This is a genomic window from Streptomyces sp. WY228 (assembly GCF_019287315.1).
GTDB lineage: Bacteria > Actinomycetota > Actinomycetes > Streptomycetales > Streptomycetaceae > Streptomyces > Streptomyces caviscabies.
In genome coordinates this window covers 1,617,440-1,636,461 of record NZ_CP079114.1, presented here as the reverse complement: position 1 = coordinate 1,636,461, position 19,022 = coordinate 1,617,440, and the positions used below count along the sequence as shown (strand labels likewise).

20 protein-coding genes and 1 pseudogene are annotated in these 19,022 nt (G+C 71.1%); 14 read left to right on the top strand and 7 right to left on the bottom strand.

From position 1 onward, the window contains the following. Positions 1–101: 101 nt before the first annotated feature. From KV381_RS06935 to KV381_RS06925, 3 genes and pseudogenes are all read left to right on the top strand, one after another. Positions 102–1,044: pseudogene (locus KV381_RS06935) on the top strand (sterol desaturase family protein). Beyond that, the gene (locus tag KV381_RS06930) at positions 951–1,601 is read left to right on the top strand and encodes a lysoplasmalogenase (RefSeq protein ID WP_218784909.1); all 651 of its coding nucleotides are present in this window, start codon (positions 951–953) and stop codon (positions 1,599–1,601) included. Before KV381_RS06935 ends, KV381_RS06930 begins: the two are co-directional and overlap by 94 nt. A 22-nt stretch (positions 1,602–1,623) precedes the next feature. Continuing rightward, on the top strand, positions 1,624–2,682 hold the full coding sequence (locus KV381_RS06925) for a zinc-dependent alcohol dehydrogenase family protein (protein WP_030627354.1): 1,059 nt from the start codon (positions 1,624–1,626) through the stop codon (positions 2,680–2,682). Between the two features lie 80 nt (positions 2,683–2,762). On the opposite strand, the gene KV381_RS06920 is transcribed toward KV381_RS06925, so the two are convergent. Further along, positions 2,763–4,301, bottom strand: coding sequence for a S8 family serine peptidase (locus KV381_RS06920; RefSeq protein ID WP_030088603.1), 1,539 nt, complete (start codon positions 4,299–4,301; stop codon positions 2,763–2,765). Between the two features lie 344 nt (positions 4,302–4,645). On the opposite strand from KV381_RS06920, the gene KV381_RS06915 reads away from it, so the two are divergent. The 3 genes from KV381_RS06915 (at position 4,646) to moaA (ending at position 7,835) form a co-directional block, all read left to right on the top strand. Further along, positions 4,646–5,011 carry a DUF485 domain-containing protein gene (locus KV381_RS06915; RefSeq protein WP_030627350.1) on the top strand — a complete coding sequence of 122 codons (366 nt, stop codon included), beginning with the start codon at positions 4,646–4,648 and terminating at the stop codon, positions 5,009–5,011. Beyond that, positions 5,008–6,651, top strand: coding sequence for a cation acetate symporter (locus tag KV381_RS06910; protein WP_030627347.1), 1,644 nt, complete (start codon positions 5,008–5,010; stop codon positions 6,649–6,651). The genes KV381_RS06915 and KV381_RS06910 overlap by 4 nt, the downstream gene beginning before the upstream one ends. A 194-nt stretch (positions 6,652–6,845) precedes the next feature. After that, entirely contained in the window at positions 6,846–7,835 is a 990-nt protein-coding gene (gene moaA, locus KV381_RS06905; RefSeq protein WP_030627344.1) for a GTP 3',8-cyclase MoaA, read from the top strand. Positions 7,836–7,838: 3 nt separating this feature from the next. Here the strand turns inward: moaA and KV381_RS06900 are convergent, their stop codons facing one another. Both KV381_RS06900 and KV381_RS06895 read right to left on the bottom strand, forming a co-directional pair. Further along, positions 7,839–8,105 carry a hypothetical protein gene (locus KV381_RS06900; protein ID WP_030627341.1) on the bottom strand — a complete coding sequence of 89 codons (267 nt, stop codon included), beginning with the start codon at positions 8,103–8,105 and terminating at the stop codon, positions 7,839–7,841. Between the two features lie 221 nt (positions 8,106–8,326). Further along, positions 8,327–8,704 carry a DUF3099 domain-containing protein gene (locus tag KV381_RS06895; protein WP_030088593.1) on the bottom strand — a complete coding sequence of 126 codons (378 nt, stop codon included), beginning with the start codon at positions 8,702–8,704 and terminating at the stop codon, positions 8,327–8,329. A 200-nt stretch (positions 8,705–8,904) separates the two neighbouring features. Between KV381_RS06895 and KV381_RS06890 the strand changes: the two genes are divergently transcribed. After that, entirely contained in the window at positions 8,905–9,183 is a 279-nt protein-coding gene (locus tag KV381_RS06890; RefSeq protein WP_030088592.1) for a GlsB/YeaQ/YmgE family stress response membrane protein, read from the top strand. A gap of 82 nt (positions 9,184–9,265) precedes the next feature. Here the strand turns inward: KV381_RS06890 and tyrS are convergent, their stop codons facing one another. From tyrS to KV381_RS06875, 3 genes are all read right to left on the bottom strand, one after another. Then, a complete protein-coding gene (gene tyrS / locus KV381_RS06885; RefSeq protein ID WP_030088591.1) occupies positions 9,266–10,537 on the bottom strand; it encodes a tyrosine--tRNA ligase in 1,272 nt (423 codons plus the stop codon). A 69-nt stretch (positions 10,538–10,606) separates the two neighbouring features. Beyond that, entirely contained in the window at positions 10,607–12,001 is a 1,395-nt protein-coding gene (locus tag KV381_RS06880) for a metallopeptidase TldD-related protein (RefSeq protein WP_030088589.1), read from the bottom strand. Further along, entirely contained in the window at positions 11,998–13,521 is a 1,524-nt protein-coding gene (locus tag KV381_RS06875; RefSeq protein WP_030088587.1) for a TldD/PmbA family protein, read from the bottom strand. The genes KV381_RS06880 and KV381_RS06875 overlap by 4 nt, the downstream gene beginning before the upstream one ends. A gap of 216 nt (positions 13,522–13,737) precedes the next feature. Between KV381_RS06875 and fabG the strand changes: the two genes are divergently transcribed. The 3 genes from fabG to KV381_RS06860 all read left to right on the top strand — a co-directional run bounded on the left by fabG (position 13,738) and on the right by KV381_RS06860 (position 15,786). Beyond that, entirely contained in the window at positions 13,738–14,457 is a 720-nt protein-coding gene (fabG, locus tag KV381_RS06870) for a 3-oxoacyl-[acyl-carrier-protein] reductase (protein WP_030088585.1), read from the top strand. 5 nt (positions 14,458–14,462) lie between these two features. Then, positions 14,463–15,230, top strand: a complete 768-nt coding sequence (gene fabI / locus KV381_RS06865) for an enoyl-ACP reductase FabI (RefSeq protein WP_030088583.1) — start codon at positions 14,463–14,465, stop codon at positions 15,228–15,230. 184 nt (positions 15,231–15,414) lie between these two features. Next, positions 15,415–15,786 carry a hypothetical protein gene (locus KV381_RS06860; RefSeq protein WP_030088581.1) on the top strand — a complete coding sequence of 124 codons (372 nt, stop codon included), beginning with the start codon at positions 15,415–15,417 and terminating at the stop codon, positions 15,784–15,786. 19 nt (positions 15,787–15,805) lie between these two features. Here the strand turns inward: KV381_RS06860 and KV381_RS06855 are convergent, their stop codons facing one another. After that, positions 15,806–16,480 carry a FadR/GntR family transcriptional regulator gene (locus tag KV381_RS06855; protein ID WP_030088579.1) on the bottom strand — a complete coding sequence of 225 codons (675 nt, stop codon included), beginning with the start codon at positions 16,478–16,480 and terminating at the stop codon, positions 15,806–15,808. A 127-nt stretch (positions 16,481–16,607) separates the two neighbouring features. On the opposite strand from KV381_RS06855, the gene KV381_RS06850 reads away from it, so the two are divergent. The 4 genes from KV381_RS06850 to KV381_RS06840 all read left to right on the top strand — a co-directional run bounded on the left by KV381_RS06850 (position 16,608) and on the right by KV381_RS06840 (position 19,016). Then, the gene (locus KV381_RS06850; protein ID WP_218784907.1) at positions 16,608–17,906 is read left to right on the top strand and encodes an MFS transporter; all 1,299 of its coding nucleotides are present in this window, start codon (positions 16,608–16,610) and stop codon (positions 17,904–17,906) included. Between the two features lie 17 nt (positions 17,907–17,923). Continuing rightward, complete coding sequence (locus KV381_RS36365) at positions 17,924–18,040, top strand: SGM_5486 family transporter-associated protein (RefSeq protein ID WP_007446146.1); 117 nt, start codon at positions 17,924–17,926, stop codon at positions 18,038–18,040. 158 nt (positions 18,041–18,198) lie between these two features. Further along, the gene (locus tag KV381_RS06845; RefSeq protein ID WP_030627331.1) at positions 18,199–18,405 is read left to right on the top strand and encodes a hypothetical protein; all 207 of its coding nucleotides are present in this window, start codon (positions 18,199–18,201) and stop codon (positions 18,403–18,405) included. 92 nt (positions 18,406–18,497) lie between these two features. Next, positions 18,498–19,016 (top strand): histidine phosphatase family protein, encoded by a 519-nt coding sequence (locus KV381_RS06840; RefSeq protein ID WP_030088573.1) that lies wholly within the window; start codon positions 18,498–18,500, stop codon positions 19,014–19,016. Positions 19,017–19,022: the final 6 nt, after the last annotated feature.

Genomic DNA, 19,022 nt, shown 5'->3' with positions numbered 1-19,022 from the left:
GTCCCTTGGCAGAAGGTGCCAAAGACTGCTGACAACGGGTCTCGCATACTTGTGGGTAACAACGTCTAGCCCTCGCCGCCCGGCGGCCCTACGGTGCTCGCATGGAGCCGAACCTGCCCGATGTCGTGCTGTGGTCGATACCGGCCTTCGTCCTGCTCACCGTGATCGAGATGGTCAGCTACCGCCTCCACCCGGACGAGGACGCCGCCGGGTACGAGACCAAGGACGCCGCCACCAGCCTCACCATGGGCCTCGGCAGCCTGGGCTTCGACCTGCTGTGGAAGATCCCCATCCTGGCCATCTACATGGGGGTCTACGAGCTGACGCCGCTGCGGGTGCCCGTGCTGTGGTGGACCGTCCTGCTGATGCTCCTCGCGCAGGACTTCTTCTACTACTGGTCCCACCGCGGCCACCATGTGATCCGGATCCTGTGGGCCTGCCACGTGGTCCACCACTCCAGCCGGAAGTTCAACCTCACCACCGCGCTGCGCCAGCCCTGGACCTCCGCGACCGTCTGGCCCTTCTACCTGCCGCTGATCGCCTGCGGGGTGCACCCGGCGGCGCTCGCGTTCTGCCAGTCGGCCAACCTCGTCTACCAGTTCTGGGTGCACACCGAGCGCGTCGGGAAGCTCCCGCGCCCCTTCGAGTACGTCCTCAACACGCCCTCGCACCACCGCGTCCACCACGCCTCGCAGGGCAGCTACCTGGACCGCAACTACGGCGGGATCCTCATCGTCTGGGACCGCATGTTCGGGTCCTTCGCGGCCGAGACCGAGCGGCCCGTCTACGGACTCACCAAGAACATCTCCACCCACAACCCGCTGCGCGTCGCGACCCACGAGTAGAGCGGGCGGGACCGGGCGGCCGGGGGCGGCGGCCGGCAGGCAGCCGCGCCGCCCCGCCGCACCGGTGACCGCCAGCCCCGGCGCGCCGAGCGCTTCGCCCGGCCCGTGCTGCTCGCCTTCCTCCTCGCCGCCGCCGTCGACCTGGCCGGGCTTCTCGCCGGGGCCGAGACCGTCCACCTGGTCGCCAAGCCGCTGCTGATGCCGTTGCTCGCCGGGTACGCGGCACTGCGCGGCGGACCCCGGGTGCTCGTCGCGGCCCTGCTGTTCGGATGGGGCGGCGACGTCTTCCTGCTCGCCGACAACGACCTGGCCTTCCTCGTCGGCATGGCCTCCTTCGCCGTCGGCCACGTCTGCTACCTGACGCTCTTCGGGCGGGGTGAGGGGCGAGGCCGTGGTCCCGCACCGCTGGTCACCGGGGCCGGGTACGCCGTCGTCCTCGTCGTCTTCCTCGTGCTGATCTGGCCGGACCTCCCGGCGGACCTGCGGATCCCGCTGACCGGCTACAGCCTGCTGCTCACCGCCATGGCCTGGCGGGCGGGCGTGCTCGGGCGGTACGCGGCGGCTGGCGGGGCGCTCTTCCTGCTCTCCGACGCCCTCATCGCCACCGGCATCGCCGACTGGCCGCAGGCGCCCGCCCCCGACTTCTGGGTGATGGTCACCTACATCGCCGCACAGGCCCTGCTGACCCTCGGGGCGCTCCGGGCGCTCGGGGCGAGCCCGGCGGGGGCGTACCGTGAGCGGGGTACCAGCAGCTGAGACCGGCAAGGACCCCGAACGTATGCGCGCCACCGTCATCCACGCCCCCCACGACATCCGGGTGGAGGAGGTGCCTGACCCGAGGATCCAGCGGCCCACCGACGTGGTGCTGAGGGTCCTGCGGGCCTGCATCTGCGGCAGCGACCTGTGGGCCTACCGGGGCGAGTCGGCCCGGCGGCCCGGACAGCGCATCGGCCACGAGTTCCTCGGCGTCGTCGAGGAGGCCGGCCCCGGCGTCCGCGGCTTCGCGGTCGGCGATCTGGCCGTCGCCCCGTTCGTCTGGTCCGACGGCACCTGCACCTACTGCGCCGAGGGCCTCACCACCTCCTGCCCCGAAGGCGGCTTCTGGGGCTCGGTCAGCCCCGACGGCGCGCAGTCGGACGGCGGACAGGGCGAGGCCGTCCGCGTCCCCCACGCCGACGGCACCCTCGTCCGGCTCCCGGCCGCGGCCGCCTCCGACGACCGCCTCCTCACCGGTCTGCTGGCGCTCTCCGACGTGCTGGGCACCGGCCACCACGCCGCCGTCGGCGCGGGCGTGACCCGGGGCTCCACCGTCGCGGTGGTCGGCGACGGCGCGGTCGGCCTGTGCGGGGTGCTCGCCGCCAAGCGGCTCGGCGCGGAGCGCGTCATCGCGCTCGGCCGCCACCCCGCGCGCACCGACATCGCCCGCCGCTTCGGCGCGACCGACGTGGTCGCCGAACGCGGCGAGGCCGCCCTCGCCGCCGTCCGTGAGCTGACCCGGGGCGAGGGCGCGCACAGCGTCATCGAGGCCGTCGGCACCGAGCAGTCGATGCGCACCGCCCTCGGCATCGTCCGCGACGGCGGCTCCATCGGTTACGTCGGCGTCCCGCACGGCAGCGGGACGGGCGTGGACCTCGGTGTGATGTTCGGCCGGAACATCGCGCTGCGCGGCGGCGTCGCCCCCGTACGCACGTACATACCGGAGCTGCTTCCCGACGTGCTGGACGGCACGATCGACCCGTCGCCCGTCTTCGACCGGTCCGTCGGGCTGGACGAGGTGCCCGTCGGCTACAAGGAGATGGACGAGCGGACCGCCCTGAAGGTGCTCATCAGGCCGTAGCGCGCCGCGGCGCCCCGACGCGGGCGAGGGCCCGGGGAGGTCGTCCTCCCCGGGCCCTCGCCCGTCGTTCGGCCGGGTGCCTACCAGCGCACCGCGTCCAGAGCGTCCACCACTCCGGCCCCGTAGAAGCCGTTGTAGTTCTTGCCGCCCTCGCAGACCGCGTCGATGACGCCGTCACCGTTGATGTCGTACGGCTCGCCGCACGCCTTCGCGTCCGCCTGCAGCGTCAGCAGGGCCTTGACCGCGGCCGGCGAAGCGTAGGGGTGCTTGGACTTGATCAGCGCCACGACGCCCGCGACATGCGGGGACGCCATCGACGTACCGGCCTTGTAGCCGAACTTGCCGCCCGGCAGGGTCGACAGGATCAGCCCGTTGACGGCCGGCGGCTCGGGGGTCTGGTAGACCGTCGAGTCACCGCCCGGGGCCGCCACGTCGATGATGCCCTTGCCGTAGTTCGAGTACGAGGACTTCAGGCCCTTCGCACCCGTCGCGGAGACCGTCACGACACCCGGCAGCATGGTCGGGATGTCCGGGCAGGCGCTCGGGTCGATCGTCCGGGTGACCGGCTCGGTGTCGTTCGGGCTGGTCGTGTCCTCGATCGCGTCGAGCGCCAGGTCGTGGCGGGAGTTGCCCGACGCCGCGACGTTGACCGTCCCCTTGCGCTCCGCGTACTTCACGGCACGGGTCAGCGCGTCGACCAGGGCGCCCTGGTCCGGGTCGTTCTTGCAGTTGAACAGCCACGGGTCGGTGTAATAGCTGTTGTTGGTCACGTCCACGCCGCGCTCGGCGGCCCAGAGGAACCCGCAGACGACGGCCTCGGTGTAGAAGAACCCGTCCGGGTTCGACACCTTGATGCCCGACACCTTCACGCCCGGGGCGACACCGGTGACCCCGACGCCGTTCTTCGCGGCGGCGATGGTGCCCGCCACATGGGTGCCGTGGTCGCTCTCGCCCGCCGCCGGACGCCAGGAGCCGGCGGTGGTGTCCGGAGCGCCCGACACACAGTTGACCGAGGCACGGCTGTCGAAGTTCGGGGCCAGGTCCGGGTGGGTGTCGTCGACGCCCGTGTCGATGACGGCGACCGTCACCTTCTTCGAGCCCAGCGTCTTCTGGTGCGCCTTGTCCGCCTTGATGGCGGGCAGTGACCACTGGAGGGGCTCCAGCGGGTCCTCGCCGGCCGTCGCCTGCGCGGCGGCGGCCGCCGCCTGCTCGGCGGTGAGCGGCTGCGCGATCGAGCCGACGTCCTTGGTGGCCTGCGGAACGATCGGGTTGGTGCGGGTGGCGCCCGCCGACTCCACGCCGCGTGCCCGGCGGATCGTTTCGCCGAAGGCCGGGTTCTGCGAGTGGACGACGATGACGCCGATCTGCTCATAGGCGACGACGACGGTGCCGCCGGCCTTGGCGATCGCCTTCTTGACGTTCTTGACGGTGCCGTGGCCGCCCCGGGTGTTGACCACGTAGGACAGCTTCGGCCCGTCGGTCCGGACGCTCGCGGCGGCCTGCTCGCCGGTGGGCGCCGCCGTGGCCGTCGCGGTCGGCAGGAAGCCGAGCGAGGCGGTCAGCGCGAGTCCGACGGGCACCGCGAGTGCGCGGGTCCGTCTCGATGCCAGATGAGCCATGGGTTCTCCACATCATCCGTGCCGAACGACCGGACACCTGGCGTGTTCGGTCGCGTACATGACGAGTGAAGCTATCGCTGATCATCCCGGCACATCAACGTTTCCGGGCAAGTGAGTTCGAAGAGTGACCGATGCGGCCGAACGTGGACGGGCGCCTTCCGGCCGGGGGGCCCGCGAGGACGCGTCCGAGAAGGCGAACGAGAAGGCGAAAGACGCGGTGAACCGCTTCGTCGCGCCCTCCGTGCCGTTGTCCAGGAGGTACATCACCGTCCCCGCCGGTAACGAGGCCTCCCATGACACCCACCGTCCCCCAGACCACCGCACCCGCGTCGCGAGGAGATTCCGTGGCTACCGATGCACCGCCGCCCGAGGGCACCGCGCCCGCCGGACCCCACCAGCCCACCACCGAGGCCTTCATCGCGATGCAGGCGAGCCCGGACTTCGCCGACCTGCGCCGCTCCCACCGCTCCTTCGCCTTCCCTCTGACCATCGCCTTCGTGACCTGGTACCTGCTGTACGTCCTGCTCTGCAATTACGCGGGCGGATTCATGGCCACCAAGGTCGTCGGCAACATCAACATGGCGCTCGTCCTCGGACTCGCCCAGTTCGCCACCACCTTCCTCATCGCCTGGCTCTACTCCCGGCACGCCGCCACCAAGCTCGACCCCAAGGCCGAGGCGATCAAGTCCCGTATGGAGGCCGACGCATGAGCGCCGCCCACGCCCTCTATCCCACCGTCCAGCTCGCCGCCACCGAGGGGGCGAGCGAACACCGGCCGCTGATCATCACGCTGTTCGCCGCCTTCGTCGTGGCGACCCTCTTCATCACCGTCTGGGCGGGCCGCCAGACCAAGAGCGCCGCCGACTTCTACGCGGGCGGCCGCCAGTTCACCGGATTCCAGAACGGACTCGCGGTCTCCGGCGACTACATGTCCGCCGCGTCCTTCCTCGGCATCGCCGGAGCCATCGCGCTCTTCGGATACGACGGCTTCCTGTACTCCATCGGCTTCCTCGTCGCCTGGCTCGTCGCCCTGCTCCTGGTCGCCGAACCGCTGCGCAACTCCGGCCGCTACACCATGGGCGACGTCCTCGCCTACCGGATGCGCCAGCGCCCCGTCCGTACCGCCGCCGGTACGTCCACGATCGTCGTCTCGATCTTCTACCTGCTGGCCCAGATGGCCGGCGCGGGCGTCCTCGTCTCGCTGCTCCTCGGCATCACCAGCGACGCCGGGAAGATCCTCATCGTCGCCCTGGTCGGCGTGCTCATGATCCTCTACGTCACCATCGGCGGCATGAAGGGCACCACCTGGGTGCAGATGGTCAAGGCCGTCCTGCTCATCGCGGGCACCCTGCTCATCACCTTCCTGATCCTGCTGAAGTTCAACTTCAACATCTCCGACCTGCTCGGCACCGCCGCCAGCAACAGCGGCAAGGGCGCGGCCTTCCTGGAGCCCGGCCTGAAGTACGGCGTCGACAACATCTCGAAGCTGGACTTCATCTCGCTCGGCATCGCCCTGGTCCTCGGCACCGCCGGCCTGCCGCACATCCTGATCCGCTTCTACACGGTGCCCACCGCGAAGGCCGCCCGTAAGTCCGTGAACTGGGCGATCGGCATCATCGGCGCCTTCTACCTGATGACGATCGTGCTCGGCTTCGGCGCCGCCGCGATCCTCAAGCCCGGCGACATCGTCGCCTCCAACAAGGCGGGCAACACCGCGGCGCCACTCGCCGCACTGGAGATCGGCGGCGGCTCCGGATCCACCGGCGGCGCCATCCTCCTCGCGGTGATCTCCGCCGTCGCCTTCGCCACCATCCTGGCCGTCGTCGCCGGACTCACCCTCGCCTCCTCCTCGTCCTTCGCGCACGACATCTACGCCAACGTCATCCGCAAGGGACAGGCCACCGAGAAGGAGGAGGTCCGCGCCGCGCGCTGGGCCACCGTCGCCATCGGCATCGTCTCCATCGGACTCGGCGCGCTCGCCCGCGACCTGAACGTCGCCGGGCTCGTCGCCCTGGCCTTCGCGGTCGCCGCCTCCGCCAACCTGCCGACGATCCTCTACAGCCTCTTCTGGAAGCGTTTCACCACCCAGGGCGCCCTGTGGTCCATCTACGGAGGTCTCGCCTCCTCCGTCCTGCTGGTGCTGTTCTCGCCGGTCGTCTCCTCCAAGCCGAGCTCGATGTTCCCGGGCGTCGACTTCGCCTGGTTCCCGCTGGAGAACCCCGGCCTGATCTCGATCCCGCTCGGCTTCCTGCTCGGCTGGGTCGGCTCGCTGATCTCCAAGGAGAAGCCCGACACGGACAAGTACGCCGAACTGGAGGTCAAGTCCCTCACCGGCGTCGGAGCCCACTGAGCACACCGGAGCGGGCGGGCCCGTTCGGCCCATCACCCACCACCCGCGGCCGGGCCGCGTCGTAGAGTCCTACGACGCGGCCCGGCCGCACCTCGTGGCAAACGGGCCACGCCGTTGTCACACGTCTCACGTAGGCTCGGAAGTACCGGTAGCCGCAGAAGAGCGACCGCACCGCCCCGGGGGAGGGATCCACCGTGCTCATCGACACCTACGACCGGGTCGCCACCGACCTGCGCGTGTCACTCACCGACAAGTGCAACCTGCGCTGCACCTACTGCATGCCCGAAGAGGGCCTCCAGTGGCTCGGCAAGAGCGAGCTGCTCTCCGACGACGAGATCGTGCGCCTGATCCGCATCGCCGTCACCTCGCTCGGCATCACCGAGGTCCGCTTCACCGGCGGCGAGCCCCTGCTGCGCCCCGGCCTCGTCTCCATCGTCGAGCAGTGCGCCGCGCTCACCCCGCGCCCCCGCATGTCGCTCACCACCAACGGCATCGGACTCAAGCGGACCGCCACCGCCCTCAAGGCCGCCGGCCTCGACCGGGTCAACGTCTCGCTGGACACCCTGCGCCCCGACGTCTTCAAGACCCTCACCCGCCGTGACCGCCACAGGGACGTGCTGGACGGCCTGGAGGCCGCCCGTGAGGCCGGGCTCACCCCGGTGAAGGTCAACTCCGTCCTGATGCCGGGACTCAACGACGACGAGGCCCCCGAGCTGCTCGCCTGGGCCGTGGCCAACGACTACGAGCTCCGCTTCATCGAGCAGATGCCGCTCGACGCCCAGCACGGCTGGAAGCGCGACGGCATGATCACCGCCGGGGACATCCTCGCCTCGCTGCGCACCCGCTTCACCCTCACCGCCGAGAGCGACGCCTCCCGCGGCTCCGCCCCCGCCGAGCGCTGGACCGTCGACGGCGGCCCGCACCGCGTCGGCGTGATCGCCTCGGTCACCCGCCCGTTCTGCCGCGCCTGCGACCGTACGCGGCTCACCGCCGACGGCCAGGTCCGCACCTGCCTCTTCGCCCGCGAGGAGACGGATCTGCGCGGGGCGCTGCGCGGCGACGCACCCGACGAGGAGATCGCCCAACTCTGGAAGACGGCGATGTGGGGCAAGAAGGCGGGCTCCGGGCTGGACGACCCGTCCTTCCTGCAGCCCGACCGCCCGATGTCGGCGATCGGCGGCTGACGCTCAGGCGCCCTGCGAGCCCTCGGAGCCCTCGGGGCCGGACTCCCAGTCCTTCAGCGCCACGACGTCCTTGAGGAAACCCCGTACACCGAGGAACGAGGACAGATGCTCCCGGTGCTCGTCGCAGGCCAGCCAGGTCTTGCGCCGCTCGGGCGTGTGCAGTTTCGGGTTGTTCCAGGCGAGCACCCACACGGCGGCGGCCCGGCAGCCCTTGGCGGAACAGAGCGGGGCGCCGGTGGGACTCTCGGCGGACGTATCGGGAAAGATCACGCCACCCAGCCTAAGTCAGGTGCTCCGCGAGCTTCCTGACGCATCCCCGGCCGGAGAAAGGGCGACGCCGAGCAGCCACGGGGGGAGCTGCCCGGCGTCGGTCCGTCGCTCCGACGGGGGATGCGGAGCGCACTCGAAGTATGTCACGGGGACCGGGGTGCGGTGCACCGGAACGTCATGATTGATCTGAGCTTTTCGTGAGCTTCGCGGTACCCGCGAGGTCAGGTGTGCTCCTGCGGCGGCGGGACCCGGCCGGACGCCCCGTCGGCGGCCCCGGACTCCGCGGAACCGGCCACCGGAGCGGCCTCCAGAGCGGGCCGCATCGGCATCTGCACGAACGTCGTCGGGAGCGAAGTCGCGTTCTCCCGCCCCGCGTTGGCGATGACCACCGCCACATACGGCAGCAGCACACCCAGGACGAGCGCCACGATCGCCACATGCCGCTCCACGTTCCACAGCACCGCGGCCAGCACCACCGACACCGTGCGCACCGACATCGAGATCACATACCGCCGCTGTCGGCCGCGGACGTCGTCCGTGAGCCCCTGACGGGCGCCCGTGATCCGGATGACCTCCGGACCCGCGTTCCTCCGCAGCATGCTCCACCACCAGATCTCGTCGCCGGACGCTCCCCGGACCGGGCCGCATCCACGGTACGCCCGGCGTCCGCCGAGCAGGAGACCGGGGCGCGTTCGGCGCAACGGGCCGGGTCCCCCGTACGGCCCAACCGGGCATGCGGCGGCCGGACGGCGGGCCAAGACTGGGCGAACGCGCACTCCGCGCCGTACGAGGAGGCGAAATGAGCTGGTTGTGGGCAATCATCGTGGGATTGGTGCTCGGTGTCATCGCCAGAGCGATCCTGCCCGGTAAGCAGGACATCCCGCTCTGGCTGACGGCCGTGTTCGGCATCCTCGGCAGCATCCTCGGCAACGCCGTGGCCGGATGGATCGGCGTCGAGGACACCAAGGGCATCGACTGGATCCGTCATGTGCTGCAGCTGGCGGGCGCCGTGGCGGTCGTCGCCGTCGGCGACATGGCCTGGCAGGCGATCCGGGGCAACCGGAAACAGAGAACCTGACCCGCACAGGTCACCCGGAAACGCCGCGGCCGGACACGCGAGAGACAGCGTGTCCGGCCGCGGCGGCGTCATACCGGGGGAGTCAGCCCGCCGGACGGACCTCCACGGCCGCCAGGTTCTTCTTGCCCCGGCGCAGCACCAGCCAGCGCCCGTGCAGCAGCTCCCCGGCGTCCGGCGCGACCTCACCGTCGGCGACCTTCACGTTGTTCACGTAGGCGCCGCCCTCCTTGACCGTGCGCCGCGCCCCCGACTTGCTGGGCGCCAGGCCGACCTCCACCAGCAGGTCCACCAGCGGACCCAGCTCGGCGACCGTGGCATGCGGCACCTCGGACAGGGCCGCGCTCAGCGTCGCCTCGTCCAGCTCGGCCAGATCGCCCTGCCCGAACAGCGCCTTCGACGCCGCGATCACGGCGGCGCACTGCGCACCGCCGTGCACCAGCGTGGTCAGCTCCTCGGCCAGCGCCCGCTGCGCCGAACGCGCCTGCGGCCGCTCCTCGGTCAGCTTCTCCAGCTCCTCCAGCTCCGCACGGCTCCTGAAGCTGAGGATGCGCAGGTAGCGGGAGACGTCCCGGTCGTCCACGTTCAGCCAGAACTGGTAGAACGCGTACGGCGTGGTCATCTCCGGGTCGAGCCAGACGGCGCCGCTCTCGGACTTGCCGAACTTCGTCCCGTCCGCCTTCGTCATCAGCGGCGTCGCCAGCGCGTGCACGACCGCCCCCGGCTCCAGCCGGTGGATCAGGTCGATACCCGCGGTGAGGTTGCCCCACTGGTCGCTGCCGCCCTGCTGAAGGGTGCAGCCGTGCCGGCGGTACAGCTCCAGGAAGTCCATGCCCTGGAGCAGCTGGTAGCTGAACTCGGTGTAGCTGATGCCCTCCTGCGACTCCAGCCGCCGGGCGACCGAGTCCTTGGTGAGCATCTTGTTGACCCGGAAGTGCTTGCCGATGTCCCGCAGGAACTCGATCGCGGACATGCCCGCGGTCCAGTCCAGGTTGTTGACCATCGTCGCCGCGTTCGGGCCCTCGAAGGTGAGGAAGGGCTCGATCTGCCCCCGCAGCCGCTGCACCCAGGCCGCGATGGTCTCCGGGTCGTTCAGCGTGCGCTCGGCGGTGGGCCGCGGGTCACCGATCTGCCCCGTGGCCCCGCCGACCAGCGCGAGCGGCTTCAGGCCCGCCTGCTGGAGCCGCCGCATGGTGAGCACCTGGACCAGGTGCCCCACGTGCAGGCTCGCGGCGGTCGGGTCGAAGCCGCAATAGAAGGTGACGGGACCGTCCGCGAGAGCCTTGCGCAATGCGTCCTCGTCAGTGGACTGGGCGAACAGCCCGCGCCACTTCAGCTCGTCGACGATGTCCGTCACGGTTGCGTGTCTCCTTGTTTTGCGTCATGGGATTGCAACATGAGGTTGCAACGTCTCAGTCTAGGCGGGTCATACGCCCGGGCTGACCGAGCTCATGTTGAAGTCCGGGATGCGCAGCGCGGGCATCGCGGCCCGGGTGAACCAGTCGCCCCACTCGCGCGGCAGCGTCTTCTCCGTACGCCCCGCCTCCGAGGCCCGCGACAGCAGGTCCACCGGCGATTCGTTGAACCGGAAGTTGTTCACCTCGCCGACCACCTCGCCGTCCTCGACCAGATAGACGCCGTCCCGGGTCAGCCCGGTCAGCAGCAGCGTCGCCGGGTCCACCTCGCGGATGTACCAGAGGCAGGTCAGCAGCAGTGCCCGGCCGGTCGTCGCGGCGACCATCTCCTCCAGCGACTTCTCGCCGCCGCCCTCCAGGAGCAGGTTGTCGATGCCCGGGGCGACCGGCAGGCCGGTCAGGTCCGCCGTGTGCCGGGTGGTCGTCAGCCGCTCCAGCCTTCCCTCCCGGACCCAGTCCGTCGGGGCCAGCGGCAGCCCGTTGTCGAAGACGGAACCGCTGTCGCCGGAGGAGTGGGCGATCACGAACGGCGCCGACTCCAGACCCGGCGCGTGCGGGTCGCTGCGCAGGGTCAGCGGAAGCGGGGCGAGCTGCTCGCCCAGGCGCGTACCGCCGCCCGGAGTGGAGAACACCGTCCGGCCCTCCACCGCGTCCCGCGCGGTGGACGACCAGAGCTGGTAGATCAGCAGGTCGGCGACCGCGGTCGGCGGCAGCAGCGTCTCGTACCGGCCGGCCGGCAGCTCGATGCGCCGCTCCGCCCAGCCCAGCCGCCGCGCCAGCTCCGCGTCCATCGCCGCCGGGTCGACGTCCTTGAAGTCCCGGGTCGCCCGGCCCGCCCACGCCGAACGCGTCCGGTCCGGCGACTTCGCGTTCAGTTCCAGCGTCCCGTTCGGCTGGTCGTGGCGCAGCCGCAGCCCCGTCGACGTCCCCAGGTAGGTGGAGGTCAGCTCGTGGTTCGCGAACCCGTACAGCTCGCGGCCCCCGGCGCGGGCGCGGGCGAAGGCGTCGCCGAGCGCCGGGGCGAAGTCCGCGAAGACCTCCGAACCGGTCTCGGCGGGCGCGTCCGTGAAATCGGGGGATGAGGGCACCCCGCTCACCAGCGGCTGCGCGTCCTCGGCCGGACCCGCGCCCCGGGCCGCGGCCTCGGCGGCGCGCACCAGCGGCTCCAGGTCGTCCGTGGTCACGGCGGACCGGGAGACCACGCCGGACGCCGTGCCCTGCGCGCCGTCGACGGTCGCGATGACGGTCAGGGTCCGCCCCCGGGTCACCCCGTTCGTGGTGAGCGCGTTGCCCGCCCAGCGCAGATTGGCGGAGGACTCCTCGTCGGCGATGACCACCAGGCCGTCCGTGGTGGACAGCTCCAGGGCCCGCTCGACGATCTCGTACGGCTTGCTGACGCGGCTCATCGTCCGGCCTCCTGCGTCGTATTGAGGATGTTGACGCCCCGGAAGAGGGCGGAGGGGCAGCCGTGCGAGACCGCCGCGACCTGGCCCGGCTGGGCCTTGCCGCAGTTGAACGCGCCGCCGAGGACGTACGTCTGGGGGCCGCCGACCTTCTCCATCGAGCCCCAGAAGTCCGTGGTCGTCGCCTGGTACGCCACATCGCGCAGCTGCCCGGCGAGCCGGCCGTTCTCGATGCGGAAGAAGCGCTGCCCGGTGAACTGGAAGTTGTAGCGCTGCATGTCGATCGACCAGGACCGGTCGCCGACCACATAGATCCCGCGCTCGACCCCGCCGATCAGATCCTCCGTGGACAGCCCGCCCGGATCCGGCTGGAGCGACACGTTCGCCATGCGCTGTACGGGGACATGGCCCGGCGAGTCCGCGAACGCGCAGCCGTTGGAACGGCCCAGGCCCGTCAGCTTCGCGATCCGGCGGTCCAGCTGGTAGCCGACCAGCGTGCCGTCCTTCACCAGGTCCCACGACTGCGCCTCGACGCCCTCGTCGTCGTACCCGACCGTCGCGAGGCCGTGCTCGGCGGTGCGGTCGCCCGTCACGTTCATCACGGGGGAGCCGTACGCCAGCTTGCCCAGCTGGTCGAAGGTGGCGAACGAGGTCCCGGCGTACGCCGCCTCGTACCCCAGCGCCCGGTCCAGCTCGGTGGCGTGGCCGATCGACTCGTGGATGGTCAGCCACAGGTTCGACGGGTCGACGACCAGGTCGTACGCGCCCGCCTCGACGCTCGGCGCGCGCATCTTCTCCGCGAGCAGCCCGGGGATCTCCTCCAGCTCGGCGTTCCAGTCCCAGCCGGTGCCGGTCAGATACTCCCAGCCCCGGCCCACCGGCGGCGCGATCGTGCGCATCGAGTCGAACTCGCCGGTTGTGCCGTCCACCGCGACGGCGGTGAACTGCGGGTGGATCCGCACCCGTTGCTGCGTGGTGACGGTGCCCGCCGTGTCCGCGTAGAACTTGTTCTCGTGCACGGCCATCAGCGACGCGTCCACATGCGCGACGCCCTCCGCGCCCAGCAGCCGCCCGCTCCACTCGGCGAGCAGCGCCGCCTTCTCCTCGTCCGGTACGGAGAAGGGGTCGACGTCGTACGCCGAGACCCAGGTCCGCTCACCGTGCGACGGCTCGTCCGCCAGCTCCACCAGCTCGTCGGAGCCGGCGGCCGCGATCACCTTCGCCGACAGCTTGGCCATCGCGACGGCCTGCGAGGCCACCTTCGCGGCCGCGTCCATCGTCAGGTCCACGCCCGAGGCGAACCCCCACGCCCCGCCGTGCACCACGCGGACCGCGTAACCGAGGTCCGTGCTGTCCGACGCCCCGGCCGGCCGCGCGTCCCGCAGCCGCCAGGAGGCGCTGCGCACCCGCTCCAGCCGGAAGTCGGCGTGGGTGGCGCCGAGCGCCCGTGCTCGGGCGAGCGCCGCGTCGGCCAGCGCGCGCGACGGCAGGGCCAGGAATGACTGATCTACCTCGTGGGGCACAGGGAGTTCCCTTCTCGATACACCACGGCAGTGAACCACGCCGGAGGGTGACCGCACCGGGGGATATCGCGGACGCGTGCGCCGACCATGCAAGTCCGCGGACTGTAGGAACCCGACAGCACCCCGGACAAGCCACTGTCAGGGCCCGATTCCTCGATCGGAGCACGGTACCGATAGGTTTTCGAGGTACCACACAGCCAAGGAAAGGGTGATCCGTTGAGCCGCTCGGTTCTCGTCACCGGAGGAAACCGGGGCATCGGCCTCGCCATCGCCCGCGCCTTCGCCGACAACGGCGATCAGGTCGCGATCACCTACCGTTCCGGAGAGCCGCCCCAGGTCCTCGCCGAGGCCGGTGTCCTCGCGGTCCGCTGCGACATCACGGACGCCGAGCAGGTGGAGCAGGCCTACAAGGAGATCGAGGAGAAGCACGGCCCCGTGGAGGTGCTGGTCGCCAACGCCGGCATCACCAAGGACCAGTTGCTGATGCGGATGTCGGAGGACGACTTCACCTCCGTCGTCGACACCAACCTCACCGGCACCTTCCGGGTCGTCAAGCGCGCCAACCGCGGCATGCTGCGCGCCAAGAAGGGCCGCGTCGTCCTGATCTCCTCCGTCGTCGGCCTCCTCGGCTCGGCCGGTCAGGCCAACTACGCCGCCTCCAAGGCCGGGCTGGTCGGCTTCGCCCGGTCGCTGGCCCGTGAACTCGGCTCGCGGAACATCACCTTCAACGTCGTCGCCCCCGGTTTTGTCGACACCGACATGACCCAGGTGCTCACCGAGGAGCAGCGCAAGGGCATCGTGTCCCAGGTGCCGCTCGGCCGCTACGCGCAGCCCGGGGAGATCGCCGCCGCGGTGCGCTTCCTCGCCTCCGACGACGCGTCGTACATCACTGGAGCCGTCATTCCCGTTGACGGCGGATTGGGCATGGGTCACTGATCACCATGAGCGGAATTCTCGACGGCAAGCGCATCCTGATCACCGGGGTGCTGATGGAGTCGTCCATCGCGTTCCACGCCGCCAAGGTGGCCCAGGAGCAGGGTGCCGAAGTCATCCTGACGGCCTTCCCCCGCCCCACCCTGACCGAGCGCATCGCCAAGAAGCTGCCGAAGCCGGCCAAGGTCATCGAGCTGGACGTGACCAACCAGGAGCACCTGGACCGCCTGGCGGACCTGGTCCGCGAGGAGCTCGGCTCGCTGGACGGCGTCGTCCACTCCATCGGCTTCGCGCCGCAGGACGCGCTCGGCGGCAACTTCCTCAACACGCCGTTCGAGTCCGTCGCCACCGCGATGCACGTCTCGGCGTTCTCGCTGAAGTCGCTGGCCATGGCCTGCAAGCCGCTGATGAGCGAGGGCGGCTCGATCGTCGGCCTCACCTTCGACGCCCAGTACGCCTGGCCGCAGTACGACTGGATGGGCCCGGCCAAGGCCGCGCTGGAGGCCACCTCCCGCTACCTCGCCCGTGACCTGGGCAAGGACGGGCTGCGCTGCAACCTGATCTCCGCCGGCCCGATCGGCTCGATGGCCGCCAAGTCCATCCCGGGCTTCTCGGAGCTGGCCGACGTCTGGAACCACCGTGCCCCGCTCGCCTGGGACATGTCCGACCCGGAGCCGGCCGGCCGCGGCATCGTCGCCCTGCTCTCCGACTTCTTCCCGCGCACCACGGGCGAGATCATCCACGTCGACAGCGGCGTGCACATGATGGGCGCCTGACCGCGCACCACCCCCGCGAGACGGCCCCCGGCCGCGTACCCCCGGTTCCTCCGGAGGCGGTACGCGGCCGGGGGCCGTTCACGGTCCGTGGCCGCCCGCTGCCGCTCCGGTCGAAAAGTCGGCCGATCCACCGCAGAATGAGGAGGAACCGGACTTCTTGTCAGGCTGCGGGAGGGAGATCGCCGTGCGTCCCACGCGCCGCCGAACCCGTCTCCTGCTGGCCGCCCCGGTGGTCGTCGCCGCCCTCGCCGTACCTCTGGGCGTCCACGCCGCCAGAGGGGCCGACTCCGGTACGGGGGAGGAGCCCCCGAAGCCCGAACCGGCCGGCTCCGAGTGCCGTACGTCCATAGAGGGCTCCCGGGTCGTCGCGTACTGCCACAACCCCTACCCCTCCACCGACCTCGTGCGGCTGCACACCGAGTGCGACCGCTGGTGGGACGTCGACGCGGACGGCGCGACGGTCGCGGTGGAGCCCGGCCGGACCGTACGGCTGGAGGACCGCTGCTGGAAAGAGGTGGCCACGGCCTGGGTCAGCCACCGCCCCGCGCCCCTGTGAACGGGCCCGGGGGAGAGCCTCAGACCCGGTCCGCCAGGCAGTTCAGCGCATGGCTCGCCGCCTCGGCCGCCGCCGTCTCCGCGTCCCCGGCCCGGATCGCCTCGACCAGCCGGCCGTGGTCCATGTGGTTCTCCGGCCGCAGCTCCGGACCCACGTCGCCGCGCAGATAGTCGCGCAGCAGATCGCCGAGGTCGGCGTAGAGCTCGGTCAGGACGTCGTTGTGCGAGGCCGCGACCACCGCCAGGTGCAGCGTCGCGTCCGCCGCCACGAACGCCTCCGCGTCGCCCGAGGACCAGGCCTCCTCCCGGCGCGCCATCAAGGTGTCCAGCTGCCGCAGATCCCGGTCGGTGCGCCGGGCCGCCGCCAGCCGAGCCGCCGACGACTCCAGCGTCGAGCGCAGCTCCGCTATGTGCCGGGGGTCGGCGGCCGCGAACCTGCGGTGCATCACCCCGGCCAGCTCGCTCGTGGCGATCACATAGGTGCCGGAGCCCTGCCGGATGTCCAGCAGCCCGTTGTGCGCGAGCGCCCGCACGGCCTCGCGCACGGTGTTACGGGCCACCCCGAGCTGCTCGACCAGTTCGGGTTCGGTCGGGATCCGTGAGCCGACCGGCCACTCGCCCGAGGTGATCTGGTTCCTCAGCTGGGCGATCACCTGGTCGGCGAGTGCCGAACGCCGCGGAGACGTCAGCGCCATGATGCTCCTAGTTCGTGAGCTGGTCGGGTCCGGGCCCGGATTCTCTCAGGAAGCCGGGGAGATCAGGGGAGATCGGAGGACGGAACGGATTGGACAATCAATCATCCCATGATTCTATGATGGCTCCATGCCGGACGACGAGACGCAGACCCCGACCCTGGACCGCGGCCCCGCCGCGCGCACCTCCCACGACCCCCGGGCCGAACGGCTCCCCGGTACGGACGGGGCGCCCGCGCCCTGGCTGCTGCGCCTCATCGCCGTCGGGCTCGTCCTGGCCGCCCTGAACCTCCGCCCCGCCATCACCAGCCTCGGCGCCCTCCTCGAAGAGGTCCGCGAGGGGCTGCACATGAGCGGCAGCGTGGCCGGCGTCCTCACCTCCGTACCGCCGCTCTGCTTCGCCGTCTTCGGCGTCATGGCACCGCGCCTGGCCCGCCGCTTCGGCGCGGGCACCGTCGTCTGCGCGGGCATGGCCGCCATCGCGGCCGGCCTGATCATCCGCCCGTACATCGGCTCCACCGCCGGATTCCTGGCCGCCAGCGCCCTGGCCCTGATGGGCATCGCCGTCAGCAACATCCTGATGCCGGTGATCGTCAAGCGCTGGTTCCCCGACCGCGTCGGCACCATGACCGGCCTCTACTCCATGGCCCTGGCCCTCGGCACCGCCCTGGCCGCCGCCGTCACCGTCCCCCTCACCGGGGCGCTGGGCGGCAGCTGGCAGACCGGCCTCGCCCTCTGGGCCGTGCTCGCCGCCGTCGCCGTGCTGCCCTGGATCGTCCTCGTACGCGACCGCACCCCGGCCCCCGGCCAGGCGGGCCCGGCGGTCGCGAACGCCGCCGAGGCGCCGGCCCTGAAGATCACCCGCAGCCGCACCGCCTGGGGCCTCGCCTGCTTCTTCGGGCTCCAGGCCACCGCCGCGTACATCACCATGGGATGGATGCCGCAGATCTTCCGCGACGCCGGGGTCTCCGCCGGCACCGCCGGGGTCCTGCTCGCGGTCACCATGGCGATGGGCGTCCCGCTCGCCTTCGTCATCCCCCGGGTCGCCTCCCGGCTCAAGCAGCAGGGCCCCATCGTCGTCGTCCTCGGCCTCTGCGGCCTGATCGGCTACGGCGGCCTCTACCTCGCCCCCGCCGCCGGAGCCTGGGCCTGGGCCGTGCTCCTCGGCGTGGCCAACTGCGCCTTCCCGCTCGCCCTCACCATGATCGGCATGCGGGCCCGGTCCGGCGCGGGCGTGGTCCGGCTCTCCGCCTTCGCCCAGTCCACCGGCTACCTCCTCTCGATCCCCGGCCCGCTGCTCGTCGGCGTGCTCTACCAGCACAGCGGCGGCTGGGGACTGCCGATCGCCCTGATGGCGGGCCTGATGATTCCCCAGATGGTGGCCGGGATCCTGGCAGGCCGGGACCGGACGATCGAGGACGAATGCTGAGATGCGACACTGACGTCATGCCAGTGCTCGATCCGAATCCCCAGAACGGCCAGAAGAAGCTTCTCCTCGTGTTCGGGGCGATGCTCCTCATCACCGTGGTCATCGGTGTGATCGCCACGATCGCCTCACCCTGACACCCGAGAACCCGGGCGGTCCCGGTGAGGGGTGGTGCTAGCCCCACCTTCCCCTAGGGGGCCAGGGTCAGGGTGAAGTGGGTGGATCACCGGATGGGGCCGGCCGCCTCCAGTCCGTAGGTTCTTCGGTATCGACCCGATGACCCACGGAGGCGGACATGCCGGCACCGACGCACACCAGGTCCCACCGACCGGCCGCCGACGGTGTCGAGATCCGGCTGCCCTGGTGGGCCGTCGCCCTGCCCGCCGTCGCCTTCGCCGCCCTGCTGCTGATGATCCTCAGCCCCGGGCAGGCCCATGCCGCCACCGGCGACCCCGCGCTCGGACAGCTGATCGAGCGCACCCTCCAGCTGCTGTCACGCTGAGGCGAAGCCGCCCCGGACCAGCCTGCCAACTCCCCGGACGAGCACGTCAACACCCTGCGCCCGAGGCCGCGTTTCATGCGAAGCTGAGGTGTATGAGCGTCGAGACACCTCGCAGGATCGTCCTTCTCCGGCATGCCAAGGCGGAATGGTCACAGGCTTCCGATCATGAGCGCCCACTCGCCGAGCGCGGCCGGAAGGACGCGCCCGTGGCCGGCCGCAGGCTCGCCGATTCCGGCATCGACTTCGATCTGGCCCTCTGCTCCAGTGCCGCCAGGACACGGGAGACCTGGAAGCTGGCGGTCCATGAATTCTCCCAGCGCCCCCGCACCGTCTACGAGGAGAGGCTGTACGAGGCCTCCCTCGGCGAACTGATCGCCCTGTTCAACGAGACCCCGGACGAGGTGCGCAACCTCCTGGTGATCGGCCACAACCCCGGGATGCACGGGGCCGCCGACGCCCTCTCCGGCTCGGCCGACGGCGACACCCTGGCCCGGATGACCCGGGACGGCTTCCCCACCGCCGCGTACGCCGTGGTGGAGTTCCCCGGCTCCTGGAAGAGCGTGGAGCACGGGGCCGGCAAGCTCACCGAGTACTGGACGCCGAACGACTGAGCGCAC

Coding starts and splice junctions, on each gene's coding strand:
- KV381_RS06925 (WP_030627354.1), top strand. CDS start 1,624: ATGCGCGCCACCGTCATCCACGCCCCCCACGACATCCGGGTGGAGGAG.
- KV381_RS06920 (WP_030088603.1), bottom strand. CDS start 4,301: ATGGCTCATCTGGCATCGAGACGGACCCGCGCACTCGCGGTGCCCGTC.
- KV381_RS06910 (WP_030627347.1), top strand. CDS start 5,008: ATGAGCGCCGCCCACGCCCTCTATCCCACCGTCCAGCTCGCCGCCACC.
- KV381_RS06895 (WP_030088593.1), bottom strand. CDS start 8,704: ATGCTGCGGAGGAACGCGGGTCCGGAGGTCATCCGGATCACGGGCGCC.
- KV381_RS06890 (WP_030088592.1), top strand. CDS start 8,905: ATGAGCTGGTTGTGGGCAATCATCGTGGGATTGGTGCTCGGTGTCATC.
- KV381_RS06880 (WP_030088589.1), bottom strand. CDS start 12,001: ATGAGCCGCGTCAGCAAGCCGTACGAGATCGTCGAGCGGGCCCTGGAG.
- fabI (WP_030088583.1), top strand. CDS start 14,463: ATGAGCGGAATTCTCGACGGCAAGCGCATCCTGATCACCGGGGTGCTG.
- KV381_RS06855 (WP_030088579.1), bottom strand. CDS start 16,480: ATGGCGCTGACGTCTCCGCGGCGTTCGGCACTCGCCGACCAGGTGATC.
- KV381_RS06850 (WP_218784907.1), top strand. CDS start 16,608: ATGCCGGACGACGAGACGCAGACCCCGACCCTGGACCGCGGCCCCGCC.
- KV381_RS36365 (WP_007446146.1), top strand. CDS start 17,924: ATGCCAGTGCTCGATCCGAATCCCCAGAACGGCCAGAAGAAGCTTCTC.
- KV381_RS06845 (WP_030627331.1), top strand. CDS start 18,199: ATGCCGGCACCGACGCACACCAGGTCCCACCGACCGGCCGCCGACGGT.
- KV381_RS06840 (WP_030088573.1), top strand. CDS start 18,498: ATGAGCGTCGAGACACCTCGCAGGATCGTCCTTCTCCGGCATGCCAAG.